The sequence below is a fragment of the Streptomyces nymphaeiformis genome (assembly GCF_014203895.1).
Lineage (GTDB): Bacteria > Actinomycetota > Actinomycetes > Streptomycetales > Streptomycetaceae > Streptomyces > Streptomyces nymphaeiformis.
Window position 1 is genome coordinate 285502 of the sequence record NZ_JACHJY010000010.1, and the last position, 23633, is coordinate 309134.

A 23633-nucleotide genomic window follows, 5' to 3' on the forward strand; every position below is an offset into this window, starting at 1 on the left:
TTCGTGCGTAAGAACATCAAGCTCACCGCCGGTATCGCCGCCACCGCCGCCCTGGCCCTCGGCCTCACCGCCTGCGGCACCTCCTCGGACCCGTCCTCCTCCAAGGACGCGGCCGGCGCCGCCGACAAGCCCCTCGTCGTCGCCGCGTCCCCGACGCCGCACGCCGACATCCTCAACTTCGTCAAGGACAACCTGGCCGCGAAGGCCGGCCTGAAGCTGGAGGTGAAGGAGTTCACGGACTACGTCCTGCCGAACACCGCCACCGAGACCGGCCAGGTCGACGCCAACTTCTTCCAGCACAAGCCGTACCTCGACGACTTCAACAAGAAGAACAACACCCACATCGTCCCCGTGGTGAACGTCCACCTGGAGCCGCTGGGCCTCTACTCCAAGAGCCTCAAGTCGGTGAAGGACATCAAGGCCGGCCAGACCATCGCCGTCCCGAACGACACCACCAACGAGGGCCGCGCGCTCCACCTCCTCGCCGAGAACGGCCTCATCACCCTCAAGGGCGGTGTCGGCACCGACGCCAAGCTCTCCGACATCACCGACAAGAAGGGCCTGGAGTTCAAGGAGCTGGAGGCCGCCACCGTGCCCCGCGCCCTGAACGACGTGGACGCCGCCGTCGTCAACGGCAACTACGCCATCGAGGCCAAGCTCTCCCCGGCGAAGGACGCCCTCGTCCTGGAGAAGGCGGAGGGCAACCCGTACGCCAACTTCCTCGCCGTCAAGGCGGGCAACGAGAAGGACGCCCGCGTGCAGAAGCTCGCCAAGCTCCTCAACTCGCCCGAGGTGAAGAAGTACATCGAGGACACCTACAAGGGCTCGGTCATCCCCGCCTTCGGCGCCGCCCAGTAAGGCCCGCCGAGCGGAACCCGCGTCCGAGGGGCCGTCAGACCGGTTCCCCCGTACAGTCCTTGTGGAGAAGGCCCCCCGCACCCCGTCCGGTGCGCGGGGCCTTCGCCACACCCCCACCCGACACCCGACCCGGCCATGCGCACCGGCAGTCGCATGCTGCATGCTGTGCGTTCACGGTCGATTCGGACGGTCCACGGCATGGAGCTGCGCATGACTACCACCTTTCCGGACATCTCCATCAACACGGACCGGCTGGTGCTGCGCGCGCTCGAGGAGGCGGACGCCCCCGCCCTCGCCGAGATGATGAACGACGAGATGGTCGCCGCCTGGACGGCCGTGCCCCAGCCCTACACCGAGCCCGCGGCACACCGCTGGATCACCGAGTACGCCCCCACCGAACGCGCCGCGGGACGAGGCCTCGACCTCGCCGTCACCGAGTTCCTGACCCAGCGTCTGGTCGGCATCGTCCAGCTGAGCAACACCGACTGGCGCGTCCGCTCCACCGAGATGTCGTACATCATCGCCCCCTGGGCCCGCGGCGAGGGCTACGCCTCCGAGGCCGCGCTCGCCACCGCCCAGTGGCTCTTCGGCGACCAGAAGTTCGAGCGCCTGGAACTGCGCACCGCCGCCGACAACACCGCCTCCCAGCAGGTCGCCCAGAAGATCGGCTGCATCAGCGAAGGCGTCCTGCGCAACGCCTGCATAGCCCGCACCCGCACCGAGGACGGCAGCTGGACCGAACTGCGCACCGACTTCATCGTCTGGGGCCTCCTCCCCGAGGACCTCGACGGCGTCGCCGACCAGATGGCCGAGGCCGGCTACTCCTCGTACACCGACTGGAGCTGAGCCCCCGGGAAGCGATCCCGGGGTACGCTCGGCACGCCCCCGACCTGCGACGACACAGGGAGACAGACGACGATGGCCGACCGCGTCACGGTGATCGGCTGGGACGGCTCGCCCCTCACCGCGGGGGCCAGGGCCGCGCTCTCCGCCGCCACCCTCGTGGCCGGCGCAGCCCACCACCTGGCGCTGCCCGAGGTGCCCCCCGCCGCCGAACGCATCCGCCTCGGCAGCGTCGACCTCGCCGCCCGCCGCATCGCGACACACCGCGGCACCGCCGTCGTCCTCGCCGACGGAGACCCCGGCTTCTTCGGCGTCGTCCGCACCCTGCGCGCCCCCGAACACGGCCTCGAGGTCGAGGTCGTCCCCGCCGTCTCCTCCGTCGCCGCCGCCTTCGCACGGGCCGGCATGCCCTGGGAGGACGCCCGGATCGTCGTCGCCCACCAGCGCACCCTGCGCCGCGCCGTCAACGTCTGCCGCGCCCACCCCAAGGTCGCCGTCCTCACCTCACCGGGCGCGGGCCCCGCCGAACTCGCCCTCCTCCTCGAAGGGGTCCACCGCACCTTCGTCGTCTGCGAGGAACTCGGCACCGACCGCGAACAGGTGTCCGTCCTCACCTCCGACAAGGCCGCCGACCACGCCTGGCGCGACCCGAACGTCGTCCTCGTCATCGGCGGCGCCGTCGGCGGCACCCCCACCGCCCCCTGGCTGATGGGCCAGGACCCGGCCGCGCGCACGGTCCGCGGCTGGGGGCTTCCCACCGAGGAGTACGACTCCGAGGGCGAAGGCCCGGGAACCGGACCGGCGCACACCGGCGCGGGCACGGACCCCGCCCTCCGAGCCGCCCAACTCGCCCGCCTCGGCCCCCGCACCGGCGACCTCGTCTGGGACATCGGCTGCGCGGGCGGCGCCTTCTCCGTCGAGGCCGCCCGCTTCGGCGCCGCCGTCATCGCCGTGGACGCCGACCCGGCCGCCTGCGCCCGCGCCGAACGGGCCGCCCGCCGCCACGGAGTCCCCCTCCAGACCGTCCGGGGCCGCGCCCCGCACGTCCTGGAGAGCCTGCCCGAACCCGACGTCGTACGGATCGCGGCCGGCGGCGTCCCCGTCGTCACCGCCTGCACCGACCGGCGCCCGGAGCGGATCGTCGCCCACGCCTCCACCCGCGACGAGGCCGAGGCGATCGGCGCCGCCCTCGGCGCCGGCGGATACGCCGTCGAGAGCCTCCTCCTGCAGACCGTCGGACTCGACCCGGAGGACTGGTCGGAACGCGAGCGTTCGGTCGTGTTCCTGCTGTCCGGACGCAGGATCGAACGCGCCCCGTGACCAGGCCGCCCCACCGGGGCAGGGTAGGCTGGCCGATTGTTGTACCGCACCGGGACGTTCGACGGTCTGTTCGTCAATGTCCCGAATTGGTGGCCGCTTTGTGCCGCTGATGTGGTACGCGACAAGGGGGGACCGCGCGACGTGGCGCAGTCCACAGCGCACCGTGGCAGATCTCCCTGCCACGATGGCCGAAGGCCGCGACAATGTGTGGATGTCAGCGCGTGCTTCGTGCCGCGCGGCGCGCGCGCTCGTTCTTGTCGACGGGCGCAGGTCTGAAGGAGAACAAGCGATGGGCGAGGGGTACGCATGACGGACACCGGCCAGGTCCCGGGCGAGGGGCTGCCGGAGAACGCAGGCATGGTCGAGCAGCCGGGCATCCCCGCTCCGGACGCGTACACCTTCCTGGACCCCTCCGGTCACACCGCCGATGACGACGACATCCTGCTGATGCCGGGAGCCCAGGGCGCCTGGAGCGAGCACCCGCCGGGCGTCGTGCCCGCGCCGCCGGTCGCCGTACCGGCCCCCGTCCTTCCGCCGCAGGGGGTGCCGCAGGCCGGCGTTCCGGCGCCGCAGGTCCCGATGGGCGACCCGCTCACCGACCCCCTGCCGGACCCGCTCACGGGCCCGCTCCCCGACGGCGTCGCGCTCGCCGACGTGCTGACGGCCCCGCAGGGCCAGACCCCGCCGCAGGGCGTGCCGCTCGGCACCCCGGCGCACGGCGTCCCCGTGGTCACCGACCACGGCTACGAGCCGGGCATCCTCGACACCGGCGCCCACGAGGCGGCGGGCCGCGACACCGGCTCCGTCGACCTCGGCGGCGTCCGCGTGCCCCCGCCCGCTCCGGCCCCGACCCCGCAGCCGGCCCGCCGCCCGCTGCACATGGGCCCGCCGGTGCCCGACGCCACCGGCGGCGTCGTGCTCTCCCTCGCCGACCGCGGCCCGGCCGCCGCGCCCGCGCCGGCCCCGCAGCCCGTGCCGGCCCCCGAGCCGGTCGTGGCCACGGCCCCCGCCCCGATGCCGGTGCGGAACCCGGGCCCGCCGACCACCGGCCCCGAGTACTTCGAGATCGCGCAGGACCAGCAGCTCGCCCCGCAGGGCGCCGAGCCGTGGGTCGCGCAGCCGCAGGAGCCGGCCGCGCCGCAGGCACCCGCAGAAACGGTCGTCCCGCAGACGGCCCAGTTCGTCCAGGTCGAGGGCTCCGTCCCGACGACCCCGCACCTGGCCCCGATCCCGGCGGCCGAGGTGCCCCCGCTCGCCGAGCAGGCGCCGATCGCGGAGCAGCCCGCCCCGGCCGAGGCGCCCGTGGCTCCTGCGGCTCCCGTGACTCCCGTGGCGGAGGTCCCGGCCGAGGTCGTGGAGACCGCCGCCCCGGAGACCCCGGAGGAGGCCCCCGAGCCCCAGGCCGTGGTCCCCGCGCCCCGCGAGGCCGAGCCCGCCGCCGAGGTGATCGTCCCGGCCCAGGAGCCCGAGCCGCAGCCGGCCGAGCCCGTCGCCGAGGCCCCGGCCGAGCCGGCGCAGCCCGTGGAGGAGCCGGTCCAGGCCCAGCAGCCCGTCGTCGAGGAGCTCGCCCAGGCCGCCGAGGTCCAGGAGGAGCCCGCTCCCGAGGCCCCGGTGGAGGCCGTCGCGGAGCCGGTGGCGGAAGCGCTCGCGGAGCCCGCCGTCGAGCAGCCCGCAGCGGTCGAGGCCGTGGTCGAGGAGATCCCCGTAGCGGCCGAGGCGGTACCGGTCGTCGAGGTCGCACCGACCGAGGCGCAGGCCGACACCGAGGCCCAGCCGGCAGTGGAAGCCCCGGCAGAGGAAGCCCCGACCGCCGAAGCCCCGGCGATCGAGGCACCGGCAACCGAGGCCCCGGCCACCGAAGCCGAAGCCACCGAAGCCACTGCCGAAGAGCAGCAGGAGCAGCAGCAGGAGCAGCAGCAGGAGCTGGAGCAGGAGGCGGAGCCGGAGCTGGAGCAGGTGGCGCGCCCCGACTCCCCGGCCCCCGGCTACGACGACGCCGAGCGCGAGGCCGTCCTCCGTGTGATGCGCGAGCGCCGAGACATCCGCAACGGCTTCCGCAGCGACCCGATCCCTCACGAGGTGCTCCTCCGCGTCCTCGAAGCGGCCCACACCGCACCCAGCGTCGGTCACTCGCAGCCCTGGGACTTCGTCGTCATCCGCTCGGCGGAGACCCGGCAGACGATGCACGAGCTGGCGCAGCGTCAGCGCGAGGCGTACGCGAAGTCGCTGCCGAAGGCCCGGGCGAAGCAGTTCAAGGAACTGAAGATCGAGGCCATCCTCGACACCCCGGTGAACATCGTCGTGACCGCCGACCCCACCCGGGGCGGCCGCCACACGCTCGGCCGTTACACGCAGCCGCAGATGGCCCCGTACTCCTCGGCGCTCGCCGTCGAGAACCTCTGGCTCGCGGCCCGCGCCGAGGGCCTCGGCGTCGGCTGGGTCAGCTTCTTCGACGAGCGCGAGATGGTCCGCGCGCTCGGCCTTCCCGAGCACCTGGAAGTGGTCGCGTACCTCTGCGTGGGTTACGTGGACGAGTTCCCGGAGGAGCCCGAGCTGATGCAGGCGGGCTGGTCGAAGCGCCGTCCGCTGGCCTGGGTCGTCCACGAGGAGACGTACGGCCGCCGTGCGCTGCCGGGCGAGGAACCGCACGACCTCCTCCAGGAGACGGTGGCGAACATCCGTCCGCTGGACGCCAAGGCGCTCGGCGAGGCGTGGGAGCGACAGAAGCGCATGACCAAGCCCGCCGGGGCGCTGGGCATGCTGGAGATCATCTCCGCACAGCTCTCGGGCCTGTCCCGCGTCTGCCCGCCCCCGATCCCGGAGCCGGCGGCGGTCGCGATCTTCGCGGGAGACCACGGTGTCCACGCCCAGGGCGTGACCCCGTGGCCGCAGGAGGTCACGGGCCAGATGGTGGCCAACTTCCTGGGCGGGGGAGCGGTCTGCAACGCCTTCGCGAACCAGGTCGGGGCGGAGGTCTGCGTCATCGACGTGGGCGTGAAGTCGGAACTCCCGGCGACACCCGGTCTCCTCCCCCGCAAGGTCCGCCCGGGCACGGACGACTTCACCACGGGCCTCGCGATGACCCGCGAAGAGGTGCTGGCCGCGATCGAGGTGGGCATCGAAACGGCCCGAGACCTCGTGGCGGCGGGCAACAAGGCCCTGCTCACGGGTGAGATGGGCATTGCCAACACGACCGCGTCGGCGGCACTGATCTCGGTCTACACGGGCGTGGACGCCGCCGAGGTCACGGGCCGGGGCACGGGCATCAACGACGAGACGCACGCCCGCAAGGTGGACGTGGTCCGGCGCGCGCTGGACCTGCACAAGCCGGACCCGGCGGACCCGATCGGCGTCCTGTCGGCGGTCGGCGGCCTGGAGCACGCGGCCCTCGTGGGCCTGATCCTGGGCGCGGCCTCGCTCCGTACCCCGGTCATCCTGGACGGCGTCTCCACGGGCGCGGCGGCCCTGGTCGCCCGCGCCATCGCCCCCGAGTCCCTCGCGGCGTGCATCGCGGGCCACCGCAGCGCCGAGCCGGGCCACGTGGCGGCCCTGAACAAGCTGGGCCTGCGCCCGCTGGTCGACCTGGACCTCCGCCTCGGCGAAGGCACGGGCGCGCTTCTGGCGCTTCCCCTGGTGCAGAGCGCGGCCCGGGCGATGCACGAGGTGGCCACGTTCGACTCGGCGGGAGTCACCGAGAAGTAGCACACCGGCGCGTCCCCCGACCCATCCACGGGAGTGGGGGACGCGCAGGAACCGGGTTCGGGACGTAAAGCGTGATGTGTGGCGCGTAAGGGCCTGAAGCTTTCAGGATCCCGCAGGCGCCGTAGATCATGCAGTCCCGAACCCGGTTCCGGAGCGTCCCCCATGCGCCCGCCCACCGGCCGGGGGACATCCGTCACACCCAGCAACCCGCACGTCACCGCTATCGTGACCGTGCAGAGCCGCTCCACCGCAGCAGCGGCACCCTCGCCCGCACCGCACGCTCTCCGAGGAGCCGCTCACCTATGGCAGAGAACACCGAGCACCCCGCCTACCCCGTGGGGCTGCGCCTCGCGGGACGCCGCGTCGTCGTCCTCGGCGGCGGCCAGGTGGCCCAGCGTCGACTGCCGGCGCTGATCGCCGCGGGCGCCGACGTCACGCTGATCTCCCCGTCCGCGACCCCGTCCGTGGACGTGATGGCGGAGACGGGCGAGATCACCTGGATCAAGCGCCGGTACGAGGAGGGCGACCTGGCGGACGCCTGGTACGCCCTGGTGGCAACGACGGACCCGACCGCCAACGCGGCAGCCTCGGCAGAGGCCGAGCGAACCAGGACCTGGTGCGTCCGAGCGGACGACGCGGAGGCGGCGACGGCCTGGACTCCGGCGACGGGCCGGGACGCGGGCGTCACGGTGGCCGTCCTCACGGGCCACGACCCCCGCCGCTCGGCGGCCGTACGCGACGCGATCGTCGAGGGACTCCGCGACGGCTCCCTCGCCGCCCCCGCGCACCGCGACCGCACGCCCTTCGTGGCCCTGGTCGGCGGCGGCCCCGGCGACCCGGACCTGATCACGGTCCGCGGCCGCCGGCTGCTCGCGGAGGCGGACGTGGTGATCGCGGACCGGCTGGGCCCCCGCGACCTCCTGGACGAACTGCCGCCGCACGTCGAGGTGATCGACGCGGCGAAGATCCCGTACGGCCGCTTCATGGCCCAGGAGGCCATCAACAACGCGCTCATCGAGCACGCGAAGCAGGGCAAGTCCGTCGTGCGCCTGAAGGGCGGCGACCCGTTCGTCTTCGGCCGGGGCATGGAGGAGGCCCAGGCGCTGGCGGCCGAGGGCATCGCGTGCACGGTGGTCCCGGGCATCTCCAGCTCGATCTCGGTCCCGGGCGCGGTCGGCATCCCGGTGACGCACCGCGGGGTGGCGCACGAGTTCACGGTGGTCAGCGGCCACGTGGCCCCCGACGACCCGCGCTCGCTGGTCGACTGGGCGTCGCTGGCGAAGCTCACGGGCACGCTGGTCATCCTCATGGGCGTCGACAAGATCGGCAAGATCGCCGAGGCGCTGATCGCCCACGGCAAGTCCCCCGACACCCCCCTCGCCCTCGTCCAGGAGGGCACCACGGCGACCCAGCGCCGCGTGGACGCCACCCTCGCCACGGTCGCCGACGTCGTCCAGGCGGAGGAGGTGCGTCCCCCGGCTGTCATCGTCATCGGCCCGGTGGTCGCGGAGGGGCCGGACAAGCTCACGAAGTAACCCGGGGTAACGGAACCCCGTCGCACACATTGGCACCACACCCCGGACAAGGCAGTATCACCTCGTGGCCGAACTCATCACGATCGACGACCCCGACGACCCGCGCCTGCGCGACTACACCGGCCTGACCGACGTCGAGCTGCGCCGCAGGCGCGAGCCGGCCGAGGGCCTGTTCATCGCGGAGGGCGAGAAGGTCATCCGCCGGGCCAGGCAGGCCGGGTACGAGATGCGGTCGATGCTGCTCTCCGCCAAGTGGGTGGACGTCATGCGCGACGTCATCGACGAGGTCCCGGCGCCGGTGTACGCGATCCAGCCGGAGCTCGCCGAGCGCGTGACCGGCTATCACGTGCACCGGGGCGCGCTGGCCTCGATGCAGCGCAAGCCGCTCCCGGAGGCCGGTGAACTCCTCGCCGGCGCCCGCCGCGTGGTGATCATGGAGTCGGTCAACGACCACACCAACATCGGAGCCATCTTCCGCAGCGCCGCCGCGCTCGGCATGGACGCGGTCCTGCTGTCCCCGGACTGCGCGGACCCGCTGTACCGGCGCTCGGTGAAGGTCTCGATGGGGGCGGTGTTCTCCGTCCCGTACGCCCGTCTGGAGAGCTGGCCCCGGGGCCTGGAGACGGTACGGGAGGCGGGCTTCAAGCTCCTCGCCCTCACCCCGGCGGAGAAGGCGACCTCGATCGACGAGGCCGCCCCGCACCGCCTGGACCGGGTGGCGCTGATGCTCGGAGCGGAGGGCGACGGCCTGTCCACGCAGGCCCTGCGCGCCGCCGACGAGTGGGTCCGCATCCCCATGGCCCACGGCGTCGACTCGCTGAACGTGGGCGCGGCGGCGGCCGTCGCGTTCTACGCGGTGGCGACGGGCCGCCCGGAGGCCTGAGCCTCAGCTCTGAAGGGCCTGGGCGGCGGCGATCCCGAGGGCCACGATGAGCGTCACGACCACGAAGACGAAGAGCCGCTGCCGCAGCAGCCGGGGATTGGCGGGCCGGCGCCCCGTAGAGGTGGAACGGGCGCCGGGCCGGGTCCCGGGACGGGACTGAGGCCCACGCGAACCACCGGTCCGGGGCCCGGCCGAGGGCCGCGACGCGGCCCCGGTCCCACGCTGCCCCCGCTCCGTACCCCGCTCGCCGCCCCGCTCCGCGCCACGACCGGGCACGTCCCGCTCGGTGTACCGCTCGGTGGGCCGGACGGTGCTCCGCTCCTCGGCGCGCTCGCGCTGCACCGGCGGCCGGGAGACCGGCAGCCCCTGGGCCTCGCGCGCCGCGATCTCCTTGAGCCGCATCGACAGCTGGAGCGTGCTGGGCCGGTCCTCGGGGTCCTTCGCGAGGCAGGCCCGGATCAGCGGCGCGAGGGCGTCCGGCACCCCGTGGAGCTGGGGCTCCTCGTGCACGACCCGGTAGAGCATGACCTCGGAACTGCCGTGCCCGAAGGGGGAGTCGGCCATCGACGCGTACGCGAGGGTGGCGCCGAGCGAGAAGACGTCGGTGGCGGGGGTGACGGCCGCGCCGCGCACCTGCTCGGGCGCGAGGAAGCCGGGCGAGCCGACGGCCGTGCCGACATGGGTCAGGGTGCTGGCCCCGGTGGCCCAGGCGATGCCGAAGTCGATGATGCGGGGGCCCTTGGGGGACAGCAGGATGTTCGAGGGCTTGAGGTCACGGTGGACGACCCCGGCCTCGTGGACGGCGACGAGGCCCTCCGAGAGCGCCGCCCCGATGGAGGCCACGTCGGCGGCGCGCAGCCCGCCCTCCTCGGCGACCCGGTCGTGCAGCGAGGGGCCGGGCACGTACTGGGTGGCGAACCAGGGGCGGTCGGCCTCCAGATCGGCGGCGACGAGACGTGCGGTGCAGCCGCCGCGGATGCGCCGGGCCGCCGACACCTCGCGGGCGAACCGCGAGCGGAACTCCTGGTCCTCGGCGAGGTCGGGCCGGATCACCTTCAGCGCCACCCGCTGGCCGCGCCGGTCGGACCCCAGGTACACGACGCCCATTCCGCCGGCCCCCAGCCTGCGGTGGAGCCGGAACGACCCGACGATCCGCGGATCCTCGCGCCGGAGCCGCATCATCGCCATGTCCGTCCCCTCGTCCGTTCGACGTGGCACAGCTTACGTAGTGGCGCCCGTAGGCGCTCATAGGCCGCGCCCTCGCACCGGGATCGATTGTCAGTGCTGAGGGGGACACCGGGGGACCGGCGGTCACGGCATCGGTCGCCAACCTCCCCTCGGGGAAACCCACTTGACGTGCGGACGTGAGCACAGCGGGACACCCCGGAGGGCGCCTCCCGGCCCCTCGGCGGCCGGCCGGCGCACCGGGCCGCACCCCCGGCACCCGGGGAAGTGACCGATGTCACTCTTGCGCACCGGCCCCTCCGGGAAGACCCCGGGTTCCGGACCCCCGTCTCCACCCAGGGGAGTACGCCGCACGGGCGGGCGTCATCCTCCGGGAGGCCCGGAAGTCGGTACGCGGGCATGACGTCCCGGACCTTCCGGCTCCCTACTGTTGAGGTCAAGCGGCGGGTGCCAGCACTCGTCCCCCGAGGTCACGCACCCGCCGCTCGCAGACACGACAGGAGAGGAACCATGGCTTACACGGCACCGCGGACGACCGCCCGGCCCTCCGGCCGCCGTCACCCCCTGGTGGCCACCGCCATGGTCCTCCCTCTCGCGGCCCTGCTCGTGGTCGTCTTCGGCGGCTGGGAGGCAGTGGTCACACAGGCGTCGTCCGTGGGCGTGATGCTGGGGCGCTGAGAGGCGCCCCGGACCCGGGAGAGCGGCCCGGGTCGGGACATCCGGCCATCAGCCCCGTGGGGACGGGGGTGCGGCGGACGGCAGCGTGGGGCCGGTCAGCTGGGGAGCTGACCGGCCCTCGCGCGTTCCCGGAAGGCGATCCGGCCGACGCGGCCGAGCACACCCCGTACGCTCCACGGGTGGCCCCAGCACCCCCGACACCCCCGATGCGTTCCACCTCACCCCTCCACCGCCTCGCCGCCCTGGCCCGTACCGCCGCGCATCCGACGGGCGAGCCCTGCGGCTGCGACGGCGGTGTCGTCGGCGTGCTGGCCGACCGGGACGACGGGACGGTCGTACGGCACGGGGATCTCGTCGCCAAGGCGCACGCGCCCGGGACCGACCCCGAGGCCCATCGCGTACGGCTCGCGCTGGCCGGACACCAGGACGTCGCCGGCGTCTTCGTGCCGCCCCTGCGACTGCCCGCGCCGCGGCCCGGCACCGAGGTGCCGGACGGCCGCCCGGTCACGGTCTGGCCGTACGGGCCGCCCGTCGACCCGGAGGACCCCGACGCAGCACCGTGGGAGGAGGCGGCACGGCTCCTCGCCCTGCTGCACCGCACCCCGCCCCCGCCCGGCTGCGCCGACCGGCTCCCGGACATGAGGGCCCCCGTGAAGGTGGCCCTCGCCGTGGAGCGGATGCGCCGCACGGCCCCGGACCACCCGGCGGCCGCCACCGTCCTGGACGCCTGGCGGACGGTCGCGGACGCCCCCGCGACGGCGCGCCGGCTGCTGTGCCACGGCGACTTCCACCTGGGCCAGCTGGTCCGCGCCCCCCGCCACGGCGCCGTGGCGGGGCCCTGGCGGCTCATCGACATCGACGACCTCGGCCTCGGCGACCCCGCCTGGGACCTGTCCCGGCCCGCCGCCTGGTTCGCCGCCGGCATCCTGCCGCCGGAGATCTGGACGCGGTTCCTCGGCGCGTACCAGGAGGCGGGAGGCCCGGCCGTGGACGGCGATCCATGGGCCCGACTCGACGTCCCGGCACGGGCGCTGACGGTCCAGACCGCCGCGCTGGCCCTCGCGAAGTCCACGGCCGAGAGCCGGCCGCTCGACGAGGTCGAGGAGGTGATGATCGACACCTGTGCCCGCATCGCCGGACATCGAACCGGGTAGGCACTTTCGGCGTCCACGTAAGGTGAAGCCACCATTCGAACGGCAATGTCAGGGAGTTGAGCCGAGCATGCAGTGTCCCAAGTGCCATGCGGCCATGCACACGTACAACCGCAACGGTGTCCAGATCGAGCAGTGCAGCGGTTGCCGGGGCATATTCCTGGACTACGGCGAGCTGGAGGCCCTGACCCGCCTGGAGTCCCAGTGGGTCCAGCAGGCCCCGCCCGCCCCGCCGGCCTACCCGGCGCAGCCCGCCCCCGCCGCGCCCGCCTGGGGCGCCCCGCACCACGGCGGCCACCACGGTGGTCACCACGGCGGCCACTACCGCAAGGGCGGCTTCGGGCGGATGCTCTTCTCCTCCTGACCGGGGAACGAAGAAGCCCCCGGCCGCGAGCTGCGGCCGGGGGCTCCTTCGTATGGTGCGCGATACTGGGATTGAACCAGTGACCTCTTCCGTGTCAGGGAAGCGCTCTCCCGCTGAGCTAATCGCGCGGGTACACCCGAGGGGTGCCTGTACTGCGTGCGCGATACTGGGATTGAACCAGTGACCTCTTCCGTGTCAGGGAAGCGCTCTCCCGCTGAGCTAATCGCGCGGGCGCACCCGAGGGGTGCGTGAAATGTGGTGCGCGATACTGGGATTGAACCAGTGACCTCTTCCGTGTCAGGGAAGCGCTCTCCCGCTGAGCTAATCGCGCGGGGGATCCGGGGATCCAGGATCCGAAGATCCAGTGGACGATACTGGGATTGAACCAGTGACCTCTTCCGTGTCAGGGAAGCGCTCTCCCGCTGAGCTAATCGTCCTTGGAGGTGGAGACGGGATTTGAACCCGTGTAGACGGCTTTGCAGGCCGTTGCCTCGCCTCTCGGCCACTCCACCAGGAGTGAATACGGGGGTTCGGGAAGATCCCCCACATCGAGCGGACGACGAGATTCGAACTCGCGACCCTCACCTTGGCAAGGTGATGCTCTACCAACTGAGCCACGTCCGCTTGTCGTTTCCGTTCCGCTTGCGCGTCCCGGCGACGTGTTGAACTCTAGCGGATTCCTGGGCCAGTACAAAAACGCGTTTCCGCAGCGTGCTGACCTGCGGGCCCTTCGCCGCGCCCGGCCGAGCCTCCCGAAGGGTTGGAACGCTGTTCACCCACCGTGCCCCCGGGACGACAGCAGGCCCCGCCCCCTCCCACCCCGCATCCCGCACGACCCCGTGCTCCCTCCCACCCGACCTAGACTCGATGCGTGCACGACCTTGCTCCTCTGGCCCGCTTCGGCGGCCTCGTCGCGACCGACCTCCGGGACGTCACCCACGATCCCGAGGCACTCGACTCCGCAGGCTTCTGGGCCGTCTGCGCGGACTTCGAAGGGCGCCTCACCTGCGCGCGCTTCGGGGACGTCCGGCCCGCCCCGGTCCCCGCGCCCGTCCCGGGCGCCTGGCGCGGACCCGCCGCCGGTGACTGGACGTCCTCGCTCGACCGCACCGCGTACACCGCGGGCGTACGGCGCGTGCGCGAGCACATCGCGCGCGGCGAGGTCTACCAGGCGAACCTCTGCCGGGTGCTGACCGCGCCGCTGCCGGACCCGGCCGGTGCCGACGTCGACGCCCTCACCGCGCTGCTCGCCCGGGGCAACCCCGCCCCGTACGCCGGAACGATTCGCCTGCCCGCCCACGGCGTGGAGATCGCCACCGCGTCCCCCGAGCTGTACCTGCGCAGGGAAGGGGCCCTGATCTCCTCCGGCCCCATCAAGGGCACCGGCCGCACCGCCGCCGACCTCCTGCCCAAGGACCACGCGGAGAACGTGATGATCGTCGACCTGGTCCGCAACGACCTGGGCCGCGTCAGCGAGACCGGCAGCGTCGCCGTCCCCGAACTCTGCGCGATCGAGGAGCACCCCGGCCTCGTCCACCTGGTGTCCACGGTCACCGGACTCCTCCGCGAGGACGCCGGCTGGCCCGAGCTGCTCGCCGCCACCTTCCCGCCCGGCTCCGTCACCGGCGCGCCCAAGTCCAGCGCGCTGCGGATCATCGAGGCCCTCGAGACCGCGCCCCGGGGGCCGTACTGCGGAGGCATCGGCTGGGTGGACGCCGACGCGGGCACCGGTGAGCTGGCCGTGGGCATCCGCACCTTCTGGATCGACCGCCCCGAGGGCGTGCTCCGCTTCGGCACGGGTGCCGGGATCACCTGGGGCTCCGACCCGGAGCGCGAGTGGGAGGAGACCGAACTGAAGGCGGCCCGGCTCGTCGCGATAGCGTCAGGCGCCTATGAGTCAGGCGCCCCGGGCGCGGACGTCTCCGAGGCGAGCGGAAAGGCCACTTCTCGATGAAACTCTGGGTCAACGGCGGGCTGCACGACGCGGAGACCGCCCGGGTCTCCGTACTGGACCACGGACTGACCGTCGGCGACGGCATCTTCGAGACGGTCAAGGCGGAGCATGGCGAAACGTTTGCTCTCACCCTCCACCTGGAGCGCCTCACCCGCTCCGCCCGGGGCCTCGGCCTGCCCGACCCCGACCTCGACGAGGTTCGCCGCGCCTGCGCGGCCGTCATCGAGGCGAACCCGATGGAGCTCGGCCGGCTCCGCATCACGTACACCGGCGGTCTCTCCCCGCTCGGCTCGGAGCGCGGCGACGCGGGTACGAGCCTGGTCGTCGCCCTCGGCGAGACCGGCCGCCGCCCCGACTCCACCGCCGTGATCACCGTCCCCTGGACGCGCAACGAGCGCGGCGCCCTCACCGGTCTCAAGACCACCTCGTACGCCGAGAACGTCGTCGCCCTGGCCAGGGCGCGCGAGGAGGGGGCCTCCGAGGCGCTCTTCGCCAACACCGTGGGGCAGCTCTGCGAGGGCACCGGCTCCAACGTCTTCGTCGTGGTCGGCGGCCGGATCCTCACCCCGCCCGTCTCCTCCGGCTGCCTCGCGGGCATCACCCGGGCCCTGGCCGTGGAGTGGACCGGCGCGGAGGAGGCCGACCTGCCGTTCGAGGTCCTCGAGAGCGCCGACGAGATCTTCCTGACCTCGACCCTGCGCGACGTCCAGGCCGTGCACCGGGTCGACGGGCGTGAGCCCGCGGACGCGCCCGGCCCCGTCACCGCCAAGGCGATGCGGATCTTCGACGAGCGGGCGGCCGCGGACCGGGATCCGCGGCTCGCGTAGATCCGGACTCGCGTAAATCCGGATGACGGGCGGGGGCCGGATGGGTAGAACACCCATGATGACCACCACCCTGCGGCCGACCGAGCCGCTTCAGCAGTCCGCCGACGGCGGCCGTTCCCGCACCTTCGACATCTGCGTGAACAGCCGCCGGGTCGGCTCCGTCCACCTCGCCACCGATCAGGCCTTCGGCGAGGCCTCCGGCCTGATCGACCGCCTCCTGGTCGACGAGCCCGACCGGGGCCGGGGCCGGGGCACGGTGGCGGCGCTCGCCTCGGAGGAGGTGCTGCGCGGCTGGGGCTGCGGCGAGGTGCAGATCTCGGTGCCGGCGGAGGCGGAGGCCGCGCTGCGGATGGCCCGCTCGCTCGGGTACACCGAGCGCAGCCGGAACATGCTCAAGGAGCTTCCGGCCGAGCCGCCGCGCCTCCCGGAGGGCTTCGAGCACCGGCCGGCGACCCAGGAGGAGTTCGACGCGTGGTCGGCGAAGTCCCGGGCCGCCTTCGCGCAGAGCTGGATCGACCGGGGCGTCCCGGAGGAGCAGGCGCTCGCCAAGGCCGAGGACAGCAACCGCCGCTTCCTCCCGCAGGGCCTCGCGACCCCCGGCGTCACCATCAGCGTGGGCGTGCGCGACGGGCAGGTCGTCGGCTATCTGTGGGTGGGGCGTCTCGAGCGCGAGCCCGGGAAGGCGACGGGCTTCGTCTTCGAGGTCGAGGTCGTCGAGGGGGAGCGCGGCAAGGGCTACGGCCGGGCGCTGATGCTGCTCGCCGAGCAGAACGCGCTGGAGGCCGGGGAGCGCCTCATCGAACTGCACGTGTTCGCGGGCAACACCCCGGCGATCCGGCTCTACGAGTCGCTCGGCTACCGCACGGTGCTCGTCAACAGCGCCAAGCCGCTGCTCTGACCGGGCCCGACTAGGCGCCCAGGAGGCGGTCGGCGATCGTCTCGATCCGCTCCCGCAGGCCCTCCTGGCTCTGGCCGCCGTCGAGGCGCTCGCCGCCGATGACGTAGGTCGGGGTGCCGGTGACCTTGATCGCCTTGCCCTCGGCCTCGTCGGCGTCCACCGTCAGCAGGTGCCGGCCGTCGATCAGGGCGGTGTCGAACTCCTCGGCGTCCAGGCCGAGTCCGGCGGCCACCTCCAGGAGGACCGGCTCGCCGCGCTCGCCGAGCTCGGCGGTCCTGGCGAGCAGCGCCTCCGTGTACGGCCAGCCCTTGCCCTGCTCGAAGGCCTCCTCGGCGGCCTGGGCGGCGGCGTACGCGTGCTTGTGCTTGGCCAGCGGGAAGTGGCGCAGCTGTACGTCGAGCCGGTCGCCGTACTTGTCACGCAGCGCGCGGACGTCGTCGAGGGCCTGGAAGCAGTCGGGGCACTGGAGGTCGAACCACGCCTCCAGGACGACGGGGGAGGCGGGTGCGGTGGTGGACTCGTTCATGGCAGCAGTCTCCCTCACTGGTCCCTGGGGAGGAGATCCCGGCCGGGGGGACCCGGAGATCTCCCTGAGACGGGGCTCGGGACATGGCCCCGGGCGGGCCCGGCGGTGCAGGATGGAAGGGACGTATCGCCCGGCACCTGGAGGATCGCATGCTCGCCGAGACCATCTGTTCCGCGGTGTCCGCGGCGGGCCTGGGCATCGCCGCGATTACGGCGTACCGGAAGAAGTTCCTGTCCGCCGCCCGCATCGCGGCCTACTCCCTGGTGCCGCTCGGCCTGGTGATGACGGGCGCGGTCGAGTGGCTCGTCGACACGGCCTTCAGTCCGGTGGCCTGGGCCGGCTTCGGCGTGCTCGGCGTCGCCTGGCTGCTCTTCATGTCCACCCGGGCCGTGGAGCGGCGCCGGGCCGGGCGTGAGGTGGCCGCCGGGGGAGCCGGGCAGAGAGCCGTGGCCCCGGCCGCGTCGGCGCCCTCGCGGGCCGTGACGTCGAAGCCGAAGGCCGCCCAGCCCGCCGGTGAGGACTTCAGCGACATCGAGGCGATTCTGAAGAAGCACGGAATCTGATCACTTCTGGCGGTTCCGGTGTCCGTCCTCGTTCCGTGATCCACGGGAAGGGGTGAACGGCCCCCGCGGTGGGGCGTGTTGCGGGATTCGCCGGGTGCGGGGTGCGCCATCATCCCCCCGAGATGCTGGATACCTCGCGGGAGCCCGTACCCGCCGCCACCGACGCCCCTGCCGAAGAGCCGCGCGGCTGCCTGTTCGCGCTCTCCCAGCCACCGCTGATGATCTTCCTCGGGGTGATCGGCTGTCTGCTCCTCATGGCCGCGGTGCACGACCTCTTCGTGCTCTGACGCCCGGGGCGGGCCCGTCAGCCCGCGGCCTCCTTGCGGCGCGCCCGGTACGCGGCCACGTGCAGACGGTTGCCGCAGGTGCGGCTGTCGCAGTACCGGCGCGAGCGGTTGCGCGAGAGGTCCACGAAGGCCCGGCCGCAGTCCGGGGCCTCGCAGCGCCGCAGCCGCTCCTGCTCGCCCGCCACGACGATGAAGGCGAGGGCCATGCCGCAGTCGGCCGCGAGGTGGTCCGCGACCGAGGCGCCCGGCGCGAAGTAGTGCACGTGCCAGTCGTAGCCGTCGTGGTCGGTGAGCTGCGGGGTGGTGCCCGCGCCCGCCACCAGCTGGTTGATCAGGGGGGCCGCGATCCGGGCCTCGGGGGCGGAGAAGACCGCCGCGAACTTCTCGCGCACCTCGCGCACGGCGCGCAGGTCGTCGGGGCCGAGGTCGCCCACGCCGCTGACCTCGTGCGCGCGCAGGAAGTCGTGGAGCTCCGGGAGGTCCGCGAGCTCGTCGGCGCGCTCGCCCTGGGGCGCGGTGTTCATCAGATCGACGACGGTGTCGAGGGCGATCCGGGTGTCGTGGGGGATCAGCACGATTCGCTCCCTTGCCGGCCGCGTGCGGGTGCCCGCGGAATGGCGGGTACTTTAGCGCGCCCCGGAAAACGACACCGGCGCCCTCCACCGCGCCGGCTGCGCGGTGGGAGCGCCGGATCTCGTGCCTATGTGACTGTCCGCGCGGCGCCGTCTCCCCGAGTCGGACGGCGCCGTGCGGCTCTCGGCCTGGCTCAGCTGTCGGCCAGGATGTGGGAGAGCTCCGTATCGAGGTCGAAGTGCCGGTGCTCGGTGCCCGGTGGCACGGCGGCGTCGGTCCTCTTCAGGAACGACTCCAGGGCCCTCGCCGGGGCCTCGAGCAGGGCTTCCCCCTCGGGGGAGCTCAACGCGATGCAGACGACTCCCTGACCGTGGCTACGGGACGGCCAGACACGGACGTCGCCCGTGCCGGTGGGCCGGTGCAGCCCCTCGGCGAGAAGGTCGCGGGCGAACACCCATTCGACCGTCTCCTCGGCTCCGGTGTGGAAGGTGGCGTGCACGGCATACGGATCGGCCGTGTCATACCGCAGGCCCGCGGGTACAGGCAGTGAGGACTCGCTCGACACAACGAGGCGCAGGTGCAGCTCGCAGCTGACCGTGGTGTTCATAAGCGCCAGGGCCTTTCGCTCAGTGTGCGCTCGGGGATTCGCACGTCGGCGAAATCGACATGCCACCTCCGGTGCCGTTGTAAACCCCTCTGTCGGTTTTGTGATCGTTCAGGTAGCTCGAACGGGTGCGTGTGACCTGCGGTAATACCGCCATTCCGGTGGGGGCTCCCGGTCCGGTAGGTTGGGGGCATGAATGCGGAGAGTGACGAGCGCACCGGGGAATCCGCGGACGGCCAGGAAGCCGGACTGGGATCCCGCGCACCGGAGTTCATCAAGTCCCGGCGAGGCCTGCACCTGAGCTGGCAGGTCGGTGTCTTCATCGTGGGACTCGCCGTGGTCGGCGCCGGAGTGGTGATGCTTCCGCTCCCGGGGCCCGGCTGGCTGGTCATCTTCGGAGGCATGGCGATCTGGGCGACCGAGTTCGTCTGGGCGCAGCTCGTGCTCCGCTGGACCAAGCGCAAGGTCACGGAGGCCGCCCAGCGCGCCCTCGACCCCAAGGTCCGCCGCCGGAACATCATCCTCACCACCATCGGTCTGGTGATCGTCGCCGCGCTGCTCGCCGTCTACTTCTGGAAGTTCGGCTTCGTCATGCCCTGGAAGATCGACGAGTGACCTTCCGGTGGTTCGGAAGCACCGCTGACATGCGGTAATGTTTGCGGTGCGCCGGGGCGATTAGCTCAGCGGGAGAGCACTTCGTTCACACCGAAGGGGTCACTGGTTCGATCCCAGTATCGCCCACCACCCGGCCCGAAGGCCCGGAGACGGAACACCGTCTCCGGGCCTTCGGCGTCTCACCGCATCCGCGCGAGCCGCTCCCGCAGCCTCCGGGCGTCCCGCAGCCGCTGCTCGTACGTGGCACCCACCGTGAGCAGCACCAGACCCGCGAGGGCCGGCGGCAGCCAGCGCGGCAGCGCGCCCACCACCTGCACCACGTACGGCGCCAGCTCGTGCAGCCCGTCCAGGGCGAGCACCGCACCGCCGAGCACCAGGAGCGCCTGGAGCCGGAAGCGGGCGCCGAGCAGCGTCACCGCGAGCGCCGCGACCCCCAGGGCCAGCGGGCGTACCCACTCCGGGTCCGTCCAGGCCGCCGCCAGGCTCGGCAGCAGCGTCACCGCGAGCCCGGGGCCGTACGCCGTCCAGGACGAGGCCCCCGGGTCCCGGCGCCGCCGCAGGAAGCCGACGGTCAGCGCGGGCACGGTCACCGGGAGCGTGTACGCCTCCGGGGTCGTCACGTCCCAGACCGCGAGCCGCACCCACGTGGCGAGCAGGAACAGCACCGCCGCCGTCCACGAGGCGAACCGCCGCCGCTCGGGCCGGACGGCCGTCGCCGCCGCGATCACGCCGCCGAGGGCCAGCGCGAGCGCGAGGTACGCGGGGCGGGACGCCGCGATCCCCAGGGCGAGCAGCCCCACGGCCCCGCCCGTGACCTCGACCGCCAGGGCCACCGGGCGCGGCGCCCTGGACCCGATGGCGGCGGTCGCCGCCGGGACGAGCAGCAGCGCGAGCGCCGTCCACCGGTCCTCGAACCCGGCCGCGGCCGCCACCGCGAACACGAGCCCCGTCGCCGCGAGCACCGCACCGGTGGCCGAGACCACCCGGCGCGCGTCCGTGCCGAGCACCGCGACGCCTGCGAGGAGCGCGAGGAGCACACCGAGCGCGGCGAAGGTGGCCGCCCGTACGTCCAGCGCGAGGGCGACCGCACTCACGGCGGACGCGAGCCCACCGACGTACGCCGTCCACCCGAGAACGGTCCCGGGCTCCGCCGCCCGCACCCGGGGCGAGGGCGCCCACGCGGGCCAGGGGGTGGCGGGCCCGAAGCCCTGGGGCGCGGCGGGTCCCTCCAGGCCGGCTTCCCGGGCGCCGTCGGCCTTCGCCGTGGCCCGGGCGCCGGGGTGACCGGCCGAAGCGTCGACGGCGCGAAGGCCGCGCGTCAGCGGGCCCGGGCGGACCGCGACCCACAGGGCGGCCGCCGCCGTCAGCAGCTGAAGGGCGAGCGTCGCCGCGTACGGGAGGTCGAGGGAGACGGGGAGCGCGGTGAGCAGCGCCCAGGCGAGGGCGAGCGCCCCGCACCGGGCCCAGAGGCGGGGGACGACCGCGAGTGCGGCGACGGCCGCCACCAGGACCAGGGTCGCCGTCGCCGGGTAGGAGCCCAGCGCGTTCGCGGCGTGCTCGCCGGACCAGACCTCCGTCGTCCGGGCCACCGGCCCGAGAAGCCCCACCACGGCGGGCGGCAGCGCCCACGCGACCCCGAGCCCGGCGACCCCGGCCCCGGCGCCGGCAAGCCCGAGCCGGATCCCGCGTGGCAGCCACCCACGGCCACGGTCCGACGCGACGGCGCCGGACCCCGTGCCGGCCGCGCCGGACCGGGTGTCGGCCGTGGCCGCAGGCCCGGATCCCGTCCCCGGCTCCCCGCCCGCCGATACCGGCGCCGCCGCGCCGCCCAGGCGCCACACCGACGTCAGGGCCAGTGCGCACAGGACGTAGCCCGGGACCGACCAGTCCGTGGGCAGAGCCGCGCGGAGGAGACCGCCGGTCGCCGTCAGGAGGGCCAGGCCCGATATCGCCGAGGCCGCCGTCGCCACGGCGGGCGCGCGCCAGGACGCGTACAGGGTGATCGCCGCGCCCGTGAGGAGGAGGGCGGCGCCGCTCCACGGGGAGACGAGGGAGAGCCAGCCGCCCGTCAGGAGGGACCAGCCGCCCAGGACCGTCGCCGCCGCGCCCGCCGTGATCCGGACCGCCGCCGGACGGGTCCACAGCACGACCGCCGCGTCCGCCGCCGCCGTCACGAGCGCCGCCCACGCGAGGGCCGTCGGACCGCCGCCGGCCGCGAGGACACCCAGCGGCAGCGGCAGCTGCGCCGCGACCACGGCCACCGGCCGCGGGATCCGCAGCCGGGACAGCACCGAGCCGTACGCCGTCCACGCGCCCGCGAGGACCGCCGACGCCACGGCCGTGTACCCCAGGCCGTCCGTCTCCGGCAGCGCCACCCGGTGCAGCGCGTACGCGTCGAGAACCGTCAGGACCAGCCCGAGCGCCGCCACCGACTCGGCCGTCGACAGCAGGCCCTTGCGCAGCAGCGCCACCGGCGCCGCGAGCGCCGCACCGGTCACCACGGCCAGCACCGCCGCACGGCCGCCGATCCCCATCGAGCCCCAGCTCACCAGGGTGAAGGCGACCGCCGCGATCGTCAGCAGCGTCCCGCCGAGCGTGAGCAGCACGTTCTGCGCGCTCCGCGGCGTCGAGTCCGCGAGCGGCGTGCGCGGGTGCAGCGGGGCCGCCGCCACCGGCGGGTACAGCACCTGGATCAGCCAGGCGCGGCGGGCCAGCAACTGGGAGCGGCGCGCGTCGAGTTGCGCCAGCTCGCGGTCGACGAGCACCAGCTCGTCCGCGGGCGGCAGGGAGTTGTCCATACCCGGAGTGTGGCTCCGGCCACAGTCGGCGGGAATGCGTCCCGGTACTCAGATTCCCGCGATTCCCACCTGAGTACGTCCACACTGGGGGCATGGACTGGTGCCGGTACCGCTTCCGCCGTGTCTGGTGGCTCGCCGCCCCGCCCGACGCCGTCTACGCGGTCCTCGAACGCGCCGAGGAGTACCCGCGCTGGTGGCCCCAGGTCCGTGAGGTCGCCCCCCTCGACGAGACCACCGGGACCGCCCGCTTCCGCTCCTTCCTCCCGTACGACCTCGTCGTCACCGCCCGGGCCCTGCGCCACGACCCGGCCGCCCGCGTCCTGGAGATCGGCCTCGGCGGGGACCTGGAGGGATGGGTCCGCTGGACCCTCACCGGCGAAGGGGCCGGCACCCGCGTCCTGTACGAGCAGGAGGTCGAGGTCCGCGCCCGGCTCCTGCGGGCCCTGGCCGTCCCCGGACGGCCCGTCTTCCGCGCCAATCACGCCCTGATGATGCGGGGCGGGCGGCGGGGACTGGCGGCTCACCTGCGCGCGGTTTGAATCAGCGGCACGAAGGGCTGTATGGTTCAACCCGTTCCCGGGCGATTAGCTCAGCGGGAGAGCACTTCGTTCACACCGAAGGGGTCACTGGTTCGATCCCAGTATCGCCCACCGGGAGAGGCCGGTCCGTCGAAAGACGGACCGGCCTCAGCCGTTTCCGGGGCCGATCACGCCGCCGTCCCCAGCTCCGGCCGCAGCGGCCACGCCGGGTCCACCGTCTCCGGCGTCCCCTGCCGGGTGAACCAGGCCTGGAGCCCCCGCGCCTGCGCCGCGTGCCACACCGCCTGGAGCGTGTGGAGCTCGCCCGGTGTCAGCCGCTCGAGCCGGGACGAGAAGCGCCGCGCCACCGCCCGTACGACGTCCATCGCCGCCGTCGCGTCCGCCGCGGCGTCGTGCGCGCCCGCCAGCTCGACCTCGTAGTGCGCGCACAGGTCCGTCAGCGTCCTGCGGCCCTTCCGGTAGCGGTCCAGGTGCTTGTCCAGGACCCGCGGGTCGAGCACCGTCAGGGGGCTGGCCGCCGTGTAGTTCCCCAGCGACGAAGCCCGGTGCCGGCGCAGCTCGCGGTCCAGGATCGTCAGGTCGAACGGCGCGTTCATCACCACCAGCGGCCGCCCCGCCGCCGACTGCTCGGCCAGCGCCCGCGCCAGCTCCTCCATCACCGGCGCCGGCCAGCGGCCGTTCCGCTGGAGGTGATCGTCCGTCAGGCCGTGGACGGCCGTCGCCCCCTCCGGCACCGGTATGCCGGGGTTGACCAGCCAGCGCGTCACCCGCGGACGCGCCCCCACCGTGTCCTGGACGACGAGGGCGGCCGAGACGATCCGGTCCTCCTCGACGTCAACTCCTGTGGTCTCCGTATCGAAAGCGGCCAGGGGCCCTTCGTACCAGTGCATCGACATCCCCGAACTCCCTGCACACGTGCGGCAGATGGCC

The 23633-nt window shown here is 73.7% G+C and carries 22 protein-coding genes and 8 tRNA genes; 18 read left to right on the forward strand and 12 right to left on the reverse strand.

Going from position 1 to position 23633, the window contains the following annotated elements; all coding sequences use genetic code 11:
* Nucleotides 1-3 precede the first annotated feature (3 nt).
* The 6 genes from GGE06_RS32360 to GGE06_RS32385 all read left to right on the forward strand — a co-directional run bounded on the left by GGE06_RS32360 (nt 4) and on the right by GGE06_RS32385 (nt 9141).
* Complete coding sequence (locus tag GGE06_RS32360; RefSeq protein WP_116161958.1) at nt 4-858, forward strand: MetQ/NlpA family ABC transporter substrate-binding protein; 855 nt, start codon at nt 4-6, stop codon at nt 856-858.
* A 210-nt stretch (nt 859-1068) separates the two neighbouring features.
* Nucleotides 1069-1704, forward strand: coding sequence for a GNAT family N-acetyltransferase (locus GGE06_RS32365; RefSeq protein WP_116161959.1), 636 nt, complete (start codon nt 1069-1071; stop codon nt 1702-1704).
* A gap of 72 nt (nt 1705-1776) precedes the next feature.
* Entirely contained in the window at nt 1777-3021 is a 1245-nt protein-coding gene (cbiE, locus tag GGE06_RS32370; protein ID WP_116161960.1) for a precorrin-6y C5,15-methyltransferase (decarboxylating) subunit CbiE, read from the forward strand.
* 306 nt (nt 3022-3327) lie between these two features.
* Nucleotides 3328-6723, forward strand: a complete 3396-nt coding sequence (gene cobT, locus GGE06_RS32375) for a nicotinate-nucleotide--dimethylbenzimidazole phosphoribosyltransferase (protein ID WP_184932479.1) — start codon at nt 3328-3330, stop codon at nt 6721-6723.
* Nucleotides 6724-7025: 302 nt separating this feature from the next.
* The gene (gene cobA, locus GGE06_RS32380) at nt 7026-8258 is read left to right on the forward strand and encodes a uroporphyrinogen-III C-methyltransferase (RefSeq protein ID WP_116161962.1); all 1233 of its coding nucleotides are present in this window, start codon (nt 7026-7028) and stop codon (nt 8256-8258) included.
* Between the two features lie 64 nt (nt 8259-8322).
* Nucleotides 8323-9141 (forward strand): TrmH family RNA methyltransferase, encoded by an 819-nt coding sequence (locus GGE06_RS32385; RefSeq protein ID WP_116161963.1) that lies wholly within the window; start codon nt 8323-8325, stop codon nt 9139-9141.
* 3 nt (nt 9142-9144) lie between these two features.
* On the opposite strand, the gene GGE06_RS32390 is transcribed toward GGE06_RS32385, so the two are convergent.
* Nucleotides 9145-10329, reverse strand: coding sequence for a serine/threonine-protein kinase (locus tag GGE06_RS32390; protein WP_116161964.1), 1185 nt, complete (start codon nt 10327-10329; stop codon nt 9145-9147).
* 507 nt (nt 10330-10836) lie between these two features.
* On the opposite strand from GGE06_RS32390, the gene GGE06_RS32395 reads away from it, so the two are divergent.
* The 3 genes from GGE06_RS32395 to GGE06_RS32405 all read left to right on the forward strand — a co-directional run bounded on the left by GGE06_RS32395 (nt 10837) and on the right by GGE06_RS32405 (nt 12519).
* The gene (locus GGE06_RS32395; protein ID WP_181924680.1) at nt 10837-11004 is read left to right on the forward strand and encodes a hypothetical protein; all 168 of its coding nucleotides are present in this window, start codon (nt 10837-10839) and stop codon (nt 11002-11004) included.
* 206 nt (nt 11005-11210) lie between these two features.
* A complete protein-coding gene (locus GGE06_RS32400) occupies nt 11211-12158 on the forward strand; it encodes a phosphotransferase family protein (protein ID WP_184932535.1) in 948 nt (315 codons plus the stop codon).
* A 67-nt stretch (nt 12159-12225) separates the two neighbouring features.
* Nucleotides 12226-12519 (forward strand): TFIIB-type zinc ribbon-containing protein, encoded by a 294-nt coding sequence (locus GGE06_RS32405; RefSeq protein WP_116161966.1) that lies wholly within the window; start codon nt 12226-12228, stop codon nt 12517-12519.
* Nucleotides 12520-12572: 53 nt separating this feature from the next.
* Here GGE06_RS32405 and GGE06_RS32410 read toward each other — a convergent pair.
* From GGE06_RS32410 to GGE06_RS32435, 6 genes are all read right to left on the reverse strand, one after another.
* Nucleotides 12573-12647 (reverse strand) — tRNA-Val (locus GGE06_RS32410).
* 29 nt (nt 12648-12676) lie between these two features.
* Nucleotides 12677-12748 (reverse strand) — tRNA-Val (locus GGE06_RS32415).
* Between the two features lie 27 nt (nt 12749-12775).
* A tRNA-Val gene (locus tag GGE06_RS32420) sits at nt 12776-12850 on the reverse strand.
* Between the two features lie 34 nt (nt 12851-12884).
* Nucleotides 12885-12956, reverse strand: a tRNA-Val gene (locus GGE06_RS32425).
* Nucleotide 12957: 1 nt separating this feature from the next.
* Nucleotides 12958-13031, reverse strand: a tRNA-Cys gene (locus tag GGE06_RS32430).
* Nucleotides 13032-13070: 39 nt separating this feature from the next.
* Nucleotides 13071-13143 (reverse strand) — tRNA-Gly (locus tag GGE06_RS32435).
* 247 nt (nt 13144-13390) lie between these two features.
* Between GGE06_RS32435 and GGE06_RS32440 the strand changes: the two genes are divergently transcribed.
* Genes GGE06_RS32440 through GGE06_RS32450 form a run of 3 tightly spaced genes read left to right on the forward strand, consistent with a single transcriptional unit; the run spans nt 13391 to nt 16198 of the window.
* Nucleotides 13391-14473 (forward strand): chorismate-binding protein, encoded by a 1083-nt coding sequence (locus GGE06_RS32440; protein ID WP_116161967.1) that lies wholly within the window; start codon nt 13391-13393, stop codon nt 14471-14473.
* On the forward strand, nt 14470-15300 hold the full coding sequence (locus GGE06_RS32445) for an aminotransferase class IV (protein WP_184932480.1): 831 nt from the start codon (nt 14470-14472) through the stop codon (nt 15298-15300). Before GGE06_RS32440 ends, GGE06_RS32445 begins: the two co-directional genes overlap by 4 nt.
* 58 nt (nt 15301-15358) lie before the next feature.
* On the forward strand, nt 15359-16198 hold the full coding sequence (locus GGE06_RS32450) for a GNAT family N-acetyltransferase (RefSeq protein ID WP_184932536.1): 840 nt from the start codon (nt 15359-15361) through the stop codon (nt 16196-16198).
* A 10-nt stretch (nt 16199-16208) separates the two neighbouring features.
* Here GGE06_RS32450 and GGE06_RS32455 read toward each other — a convergent pair whose 3' ends face one another.
* A complete protein-coding gene (locus tag GGE06_RS32455; RefSeq protein WP_116161969.1) occupies nt 16209-16724 on the reverse strand; it encodes a DsbA family protein in 516 nt (171 codons plus the stop codon).
* A gap of 149 nt (nt 16725-16873) precedes the next feature.
* Between GGE06_RS32455 and GGE06_RS32460 the strand changes: the two genes are divergently transcribed.
* The gene (locus GGE06_RS32460) at nt 16874-17287 is read left to right on the forward strand and encodes a hypothetical protein (RefSeq protein ID WP_116161970.1); all 414 of its coding nucleotides are present in this window, start codon (nt 16874-16876) and stop codon (nt 17285-17287) included.
* A gap of 122 nt (nt 17288-17409) precedes the next feature.
* The gene (locus GGE06_RS32465) at nt 17410-17574 is read left to right on the forward strand and encodes a hypothetical protein (protein WP_177181792.1); all 165 of its coding nucleotides are present in this window, start codon (nt 17410-17412) and stop codon (nt 17572-17574) included.
* Between the two features lie 17 nt (nt 17575-17591).
* Here the strand turns inward: GGE06_RS32465 and GGE06_RS32470 are convergent, their stop codons facing one another.
* Together GGE06_RS32470 and GGE06_RS32475 are read right to left on the reverse strand one after the other, a co-directional pair.
* Complete coding sequence (locus GGE06_RS32470) at nt 17592-18149, reverse strand: CGNR zinc finger domain-containing protein (protein WP_116161971.1); 558 nt, start codon at nt 18147-18149, stop codon at nt 17592-17594.
* A gap of 191 nt (nt 18150-18340) precedes the next feature.
* On the reverse strand, nt 18341-18754 hold the full coding sequence (locus GGE06_RS32475; protein WP_015032345.1) for an SsgA family sporulation/cell division regulator: 414 nt from the start codon (nt 18752-18754) through the stop codon (nt 18341-18343).
* Between the two features lie 189 nt (nt 18755-18943).
* On the opposite strand from GGE06_RS32475, the gene GGE06_RS32480 reads away from it, so the two are divergent.
* Both GGE06_RS32480 and GGE06_RS32485 read left to right on the forward strand, forming a co-directional pair.
* Complete coding sequence (locus GGE06_RS32480; protein ID WP_116161972.1) at nt 18944-19366, forward strand: TIGR02611 family protein; 423 nt, start codon at nt 18944-18946, stop codon at nt 19364-19366.
* Nucleotides 19367-19420: 54 nt separating this feature from the next.
* Nucleotides 19421-19495, forward strand: a tRNA-Val gene (locus GGE06_RS32485).
* Nucleotides 19496-19545: 50 nt separating this feature from the next.
* Here GGE06_RS32485 and GGE06_RS32490 read toward each other — a convergent pair.
* Nucleotides 19546-22164 (reverse strand): SCO7613 C-terminal domain-containing membrane protein, encoded by a 2619-nt coding sequence (locus GGE06_RS32490; RefSeq protein ID WP_184932481.1) that lies wholly within the window; start codon nt 22162-22164, stop codon nt 19546-19548.
* Between the two features lie 92 nt (nt 22165-22256).
* Here GGE06_RS32490 and GGE06_RS32495 point away from each other — a divergent pair, with 92 nt between their 5' ends.
* Entirely contained in the window at nt 22257-22703 is a 447-nt protein-coding gene (locus GGE06_RS32495) for an SRPBCC family protein (RefSeq protein WP_184932482.1), read from the forward strand.
* A 39-nt stretch (nt 22704-22742) separates the two neighbouring features.
* A tRNA-Val gene (locus GGE06_RS32500) sits at nt 22743-22814 on the forward strand.
* Nucleotides 22815-22870: 56 nt separating this feature from the next.
* Here the strand turns inward: GGE06_RS32500 and GGE06_RS32505 are convergent.
* Nucleotides 22871-23599: a 3'-5' exonuclease gene (locus GGE06_RS32505; RefSeq protein ID WP_181924681.1), complete on the reverse strand. Its 729-nt coding sequence runs from the start codon at nt 23597-23599 to the stop codon at nt 22871-22873.
* Between the last annotated feature and the right edge of the window lie 34 nt (nt 23600-23633).

What these genes read in the sequence shown, in the direction of transcription:
- GGE06_RS32480 (WP_116161972.1), top strand. Translation starts at nt 18,944, where the DNA reads ATGAATGCGGAGAGTGACGAGCGCACCGGGGAATCCGCGGACGGCCAG.
- GGE06_RS32395 (WP_181924680.1), top strand. Translation starts at nt 10,837, where the DNA reads ATGGCTTACACGGCACCGCGGACGACCGCCCGGCCCTCCGGCCGCCGT.
- GGE06_RS32465 (WP_177181792.1), top strand. Translation starts at nt 17,410, where the DNA reads ATGCTGGATACCTCGCGGGAGCCCGTACCCGCCGCCACCGACGCCCCT.
- GGE06_RS32460 (WP_116161970.1), top strand. Translation starts at nt 16,874, where the DNA reads ATGCTCGCCGAGACCATCTGTTCCGCGGTGTCCGCGGCGGGCCTGGGC.
- GGE06_RS32505 (WP_181924681.1), bottom strand. Translation starts at nt 23,599, where the DNA reads ATGTCGATGCACTGGTACGAAGGGCCCCTGGCCGCTTTCGATACGGAG.
- GGE06_RS32490 (WP_184932481.1), bottom strand. Translation starts at nt 22,164, where the DNA reads ATGGACAACTCCCTGCCGCCCGCGGACGAGCTGGTGCTCGTCGACCGC.
- GGE06_RS32455 (WP_116161969.1), bottom strand. Translation starts at nt 16,724, where the DNA reads ATGAACGAGTCCACCACCGCACCCGCCTCCCCCGTCGTCCTGGAGGCG.
- cobA (WP_116161962.1), top strand. Translation starts at nt 7,026, where the DNA reads ATGGCAGAGAACACCGAGCACCCCGCCTACCCCGTGGGGCTGCGCCTC.
- GGE06_RS32475 (WP_015032345.1), bottom strand. Translation starts at nt 18,754, where the DNA reads ATGAACACCACGGTCAGCTGCGAGCTGCACCTGCGCCTCGTTGTGTCG.
- GGE06_RS32445 (WP_184932480.1), top strand. Translation starts at nt 14,470, where the DNA reads ATGAAACTCTGGGTCAACGGCGGGCTGCACGACGCGGAGACCGCCCGG.
- cobT (WP_184932479.1), top strand. Translation starts at nt 3,328, where the DNA reads ATGACGGACACCGGCCAGGTCCCGGGCGAGGGGCTGCCGGAGAACGCA.
- GGE06_RS32365 (WP_116161959.1), top strand. Translation starts at nt 1,069, where the DNA reads ATGACTACCACCTTTCCGGACATCTCCATCAACACGGACCGGCTGGTG.
- GGE06_RS32390 (WP_116161964.1), bottom strand. Translation starts at nt 10,329, where the DNA reads ATGGCGATGATGCGGCTCCGGCGCGAGGATCCGCGGATCGTCGGGTCG.
- cbiE (WP_116161960.1), top strand. Translation starts at nt 1,777, where the DNA reads ATGGCCGACCGCGTCACGGTGATCGGCTGGGACGGCTCGCCCCTCACC.
- GGE06_RS32450 (WP_184932536.1), top strand. Translation starts at nt 15,359, where the DNA reads ATGACCACCACCCTGCGGCCGACCGAGCCGCTTCAGCAGTCCGCCGAC.
- GGE06_RS32400 (WP_184932535.1), top strand. Translation starts at nt 11,211, where the DNA reads ATGCGTTCCACCTCACCCCTCCACCGCCTCGCCGCCCTGGCCCGTACC.
- GGE06_RS32495 (WP_184932482.1), top strand. Translation starts at nt 22,257, where the DNA reads ATGGACTGGTGCCGGTACCGCTTCCGCCGTGTCTGGTGGCTCGCCGCC.
- GGE06_RS32405 (WP_116161966.1), top strand. Translation starts at nt 12,226, where the DNA reads ATGCAGTGTCCCAAGTGCCATGCGGCCATGCACACGTACAACCGCAAC.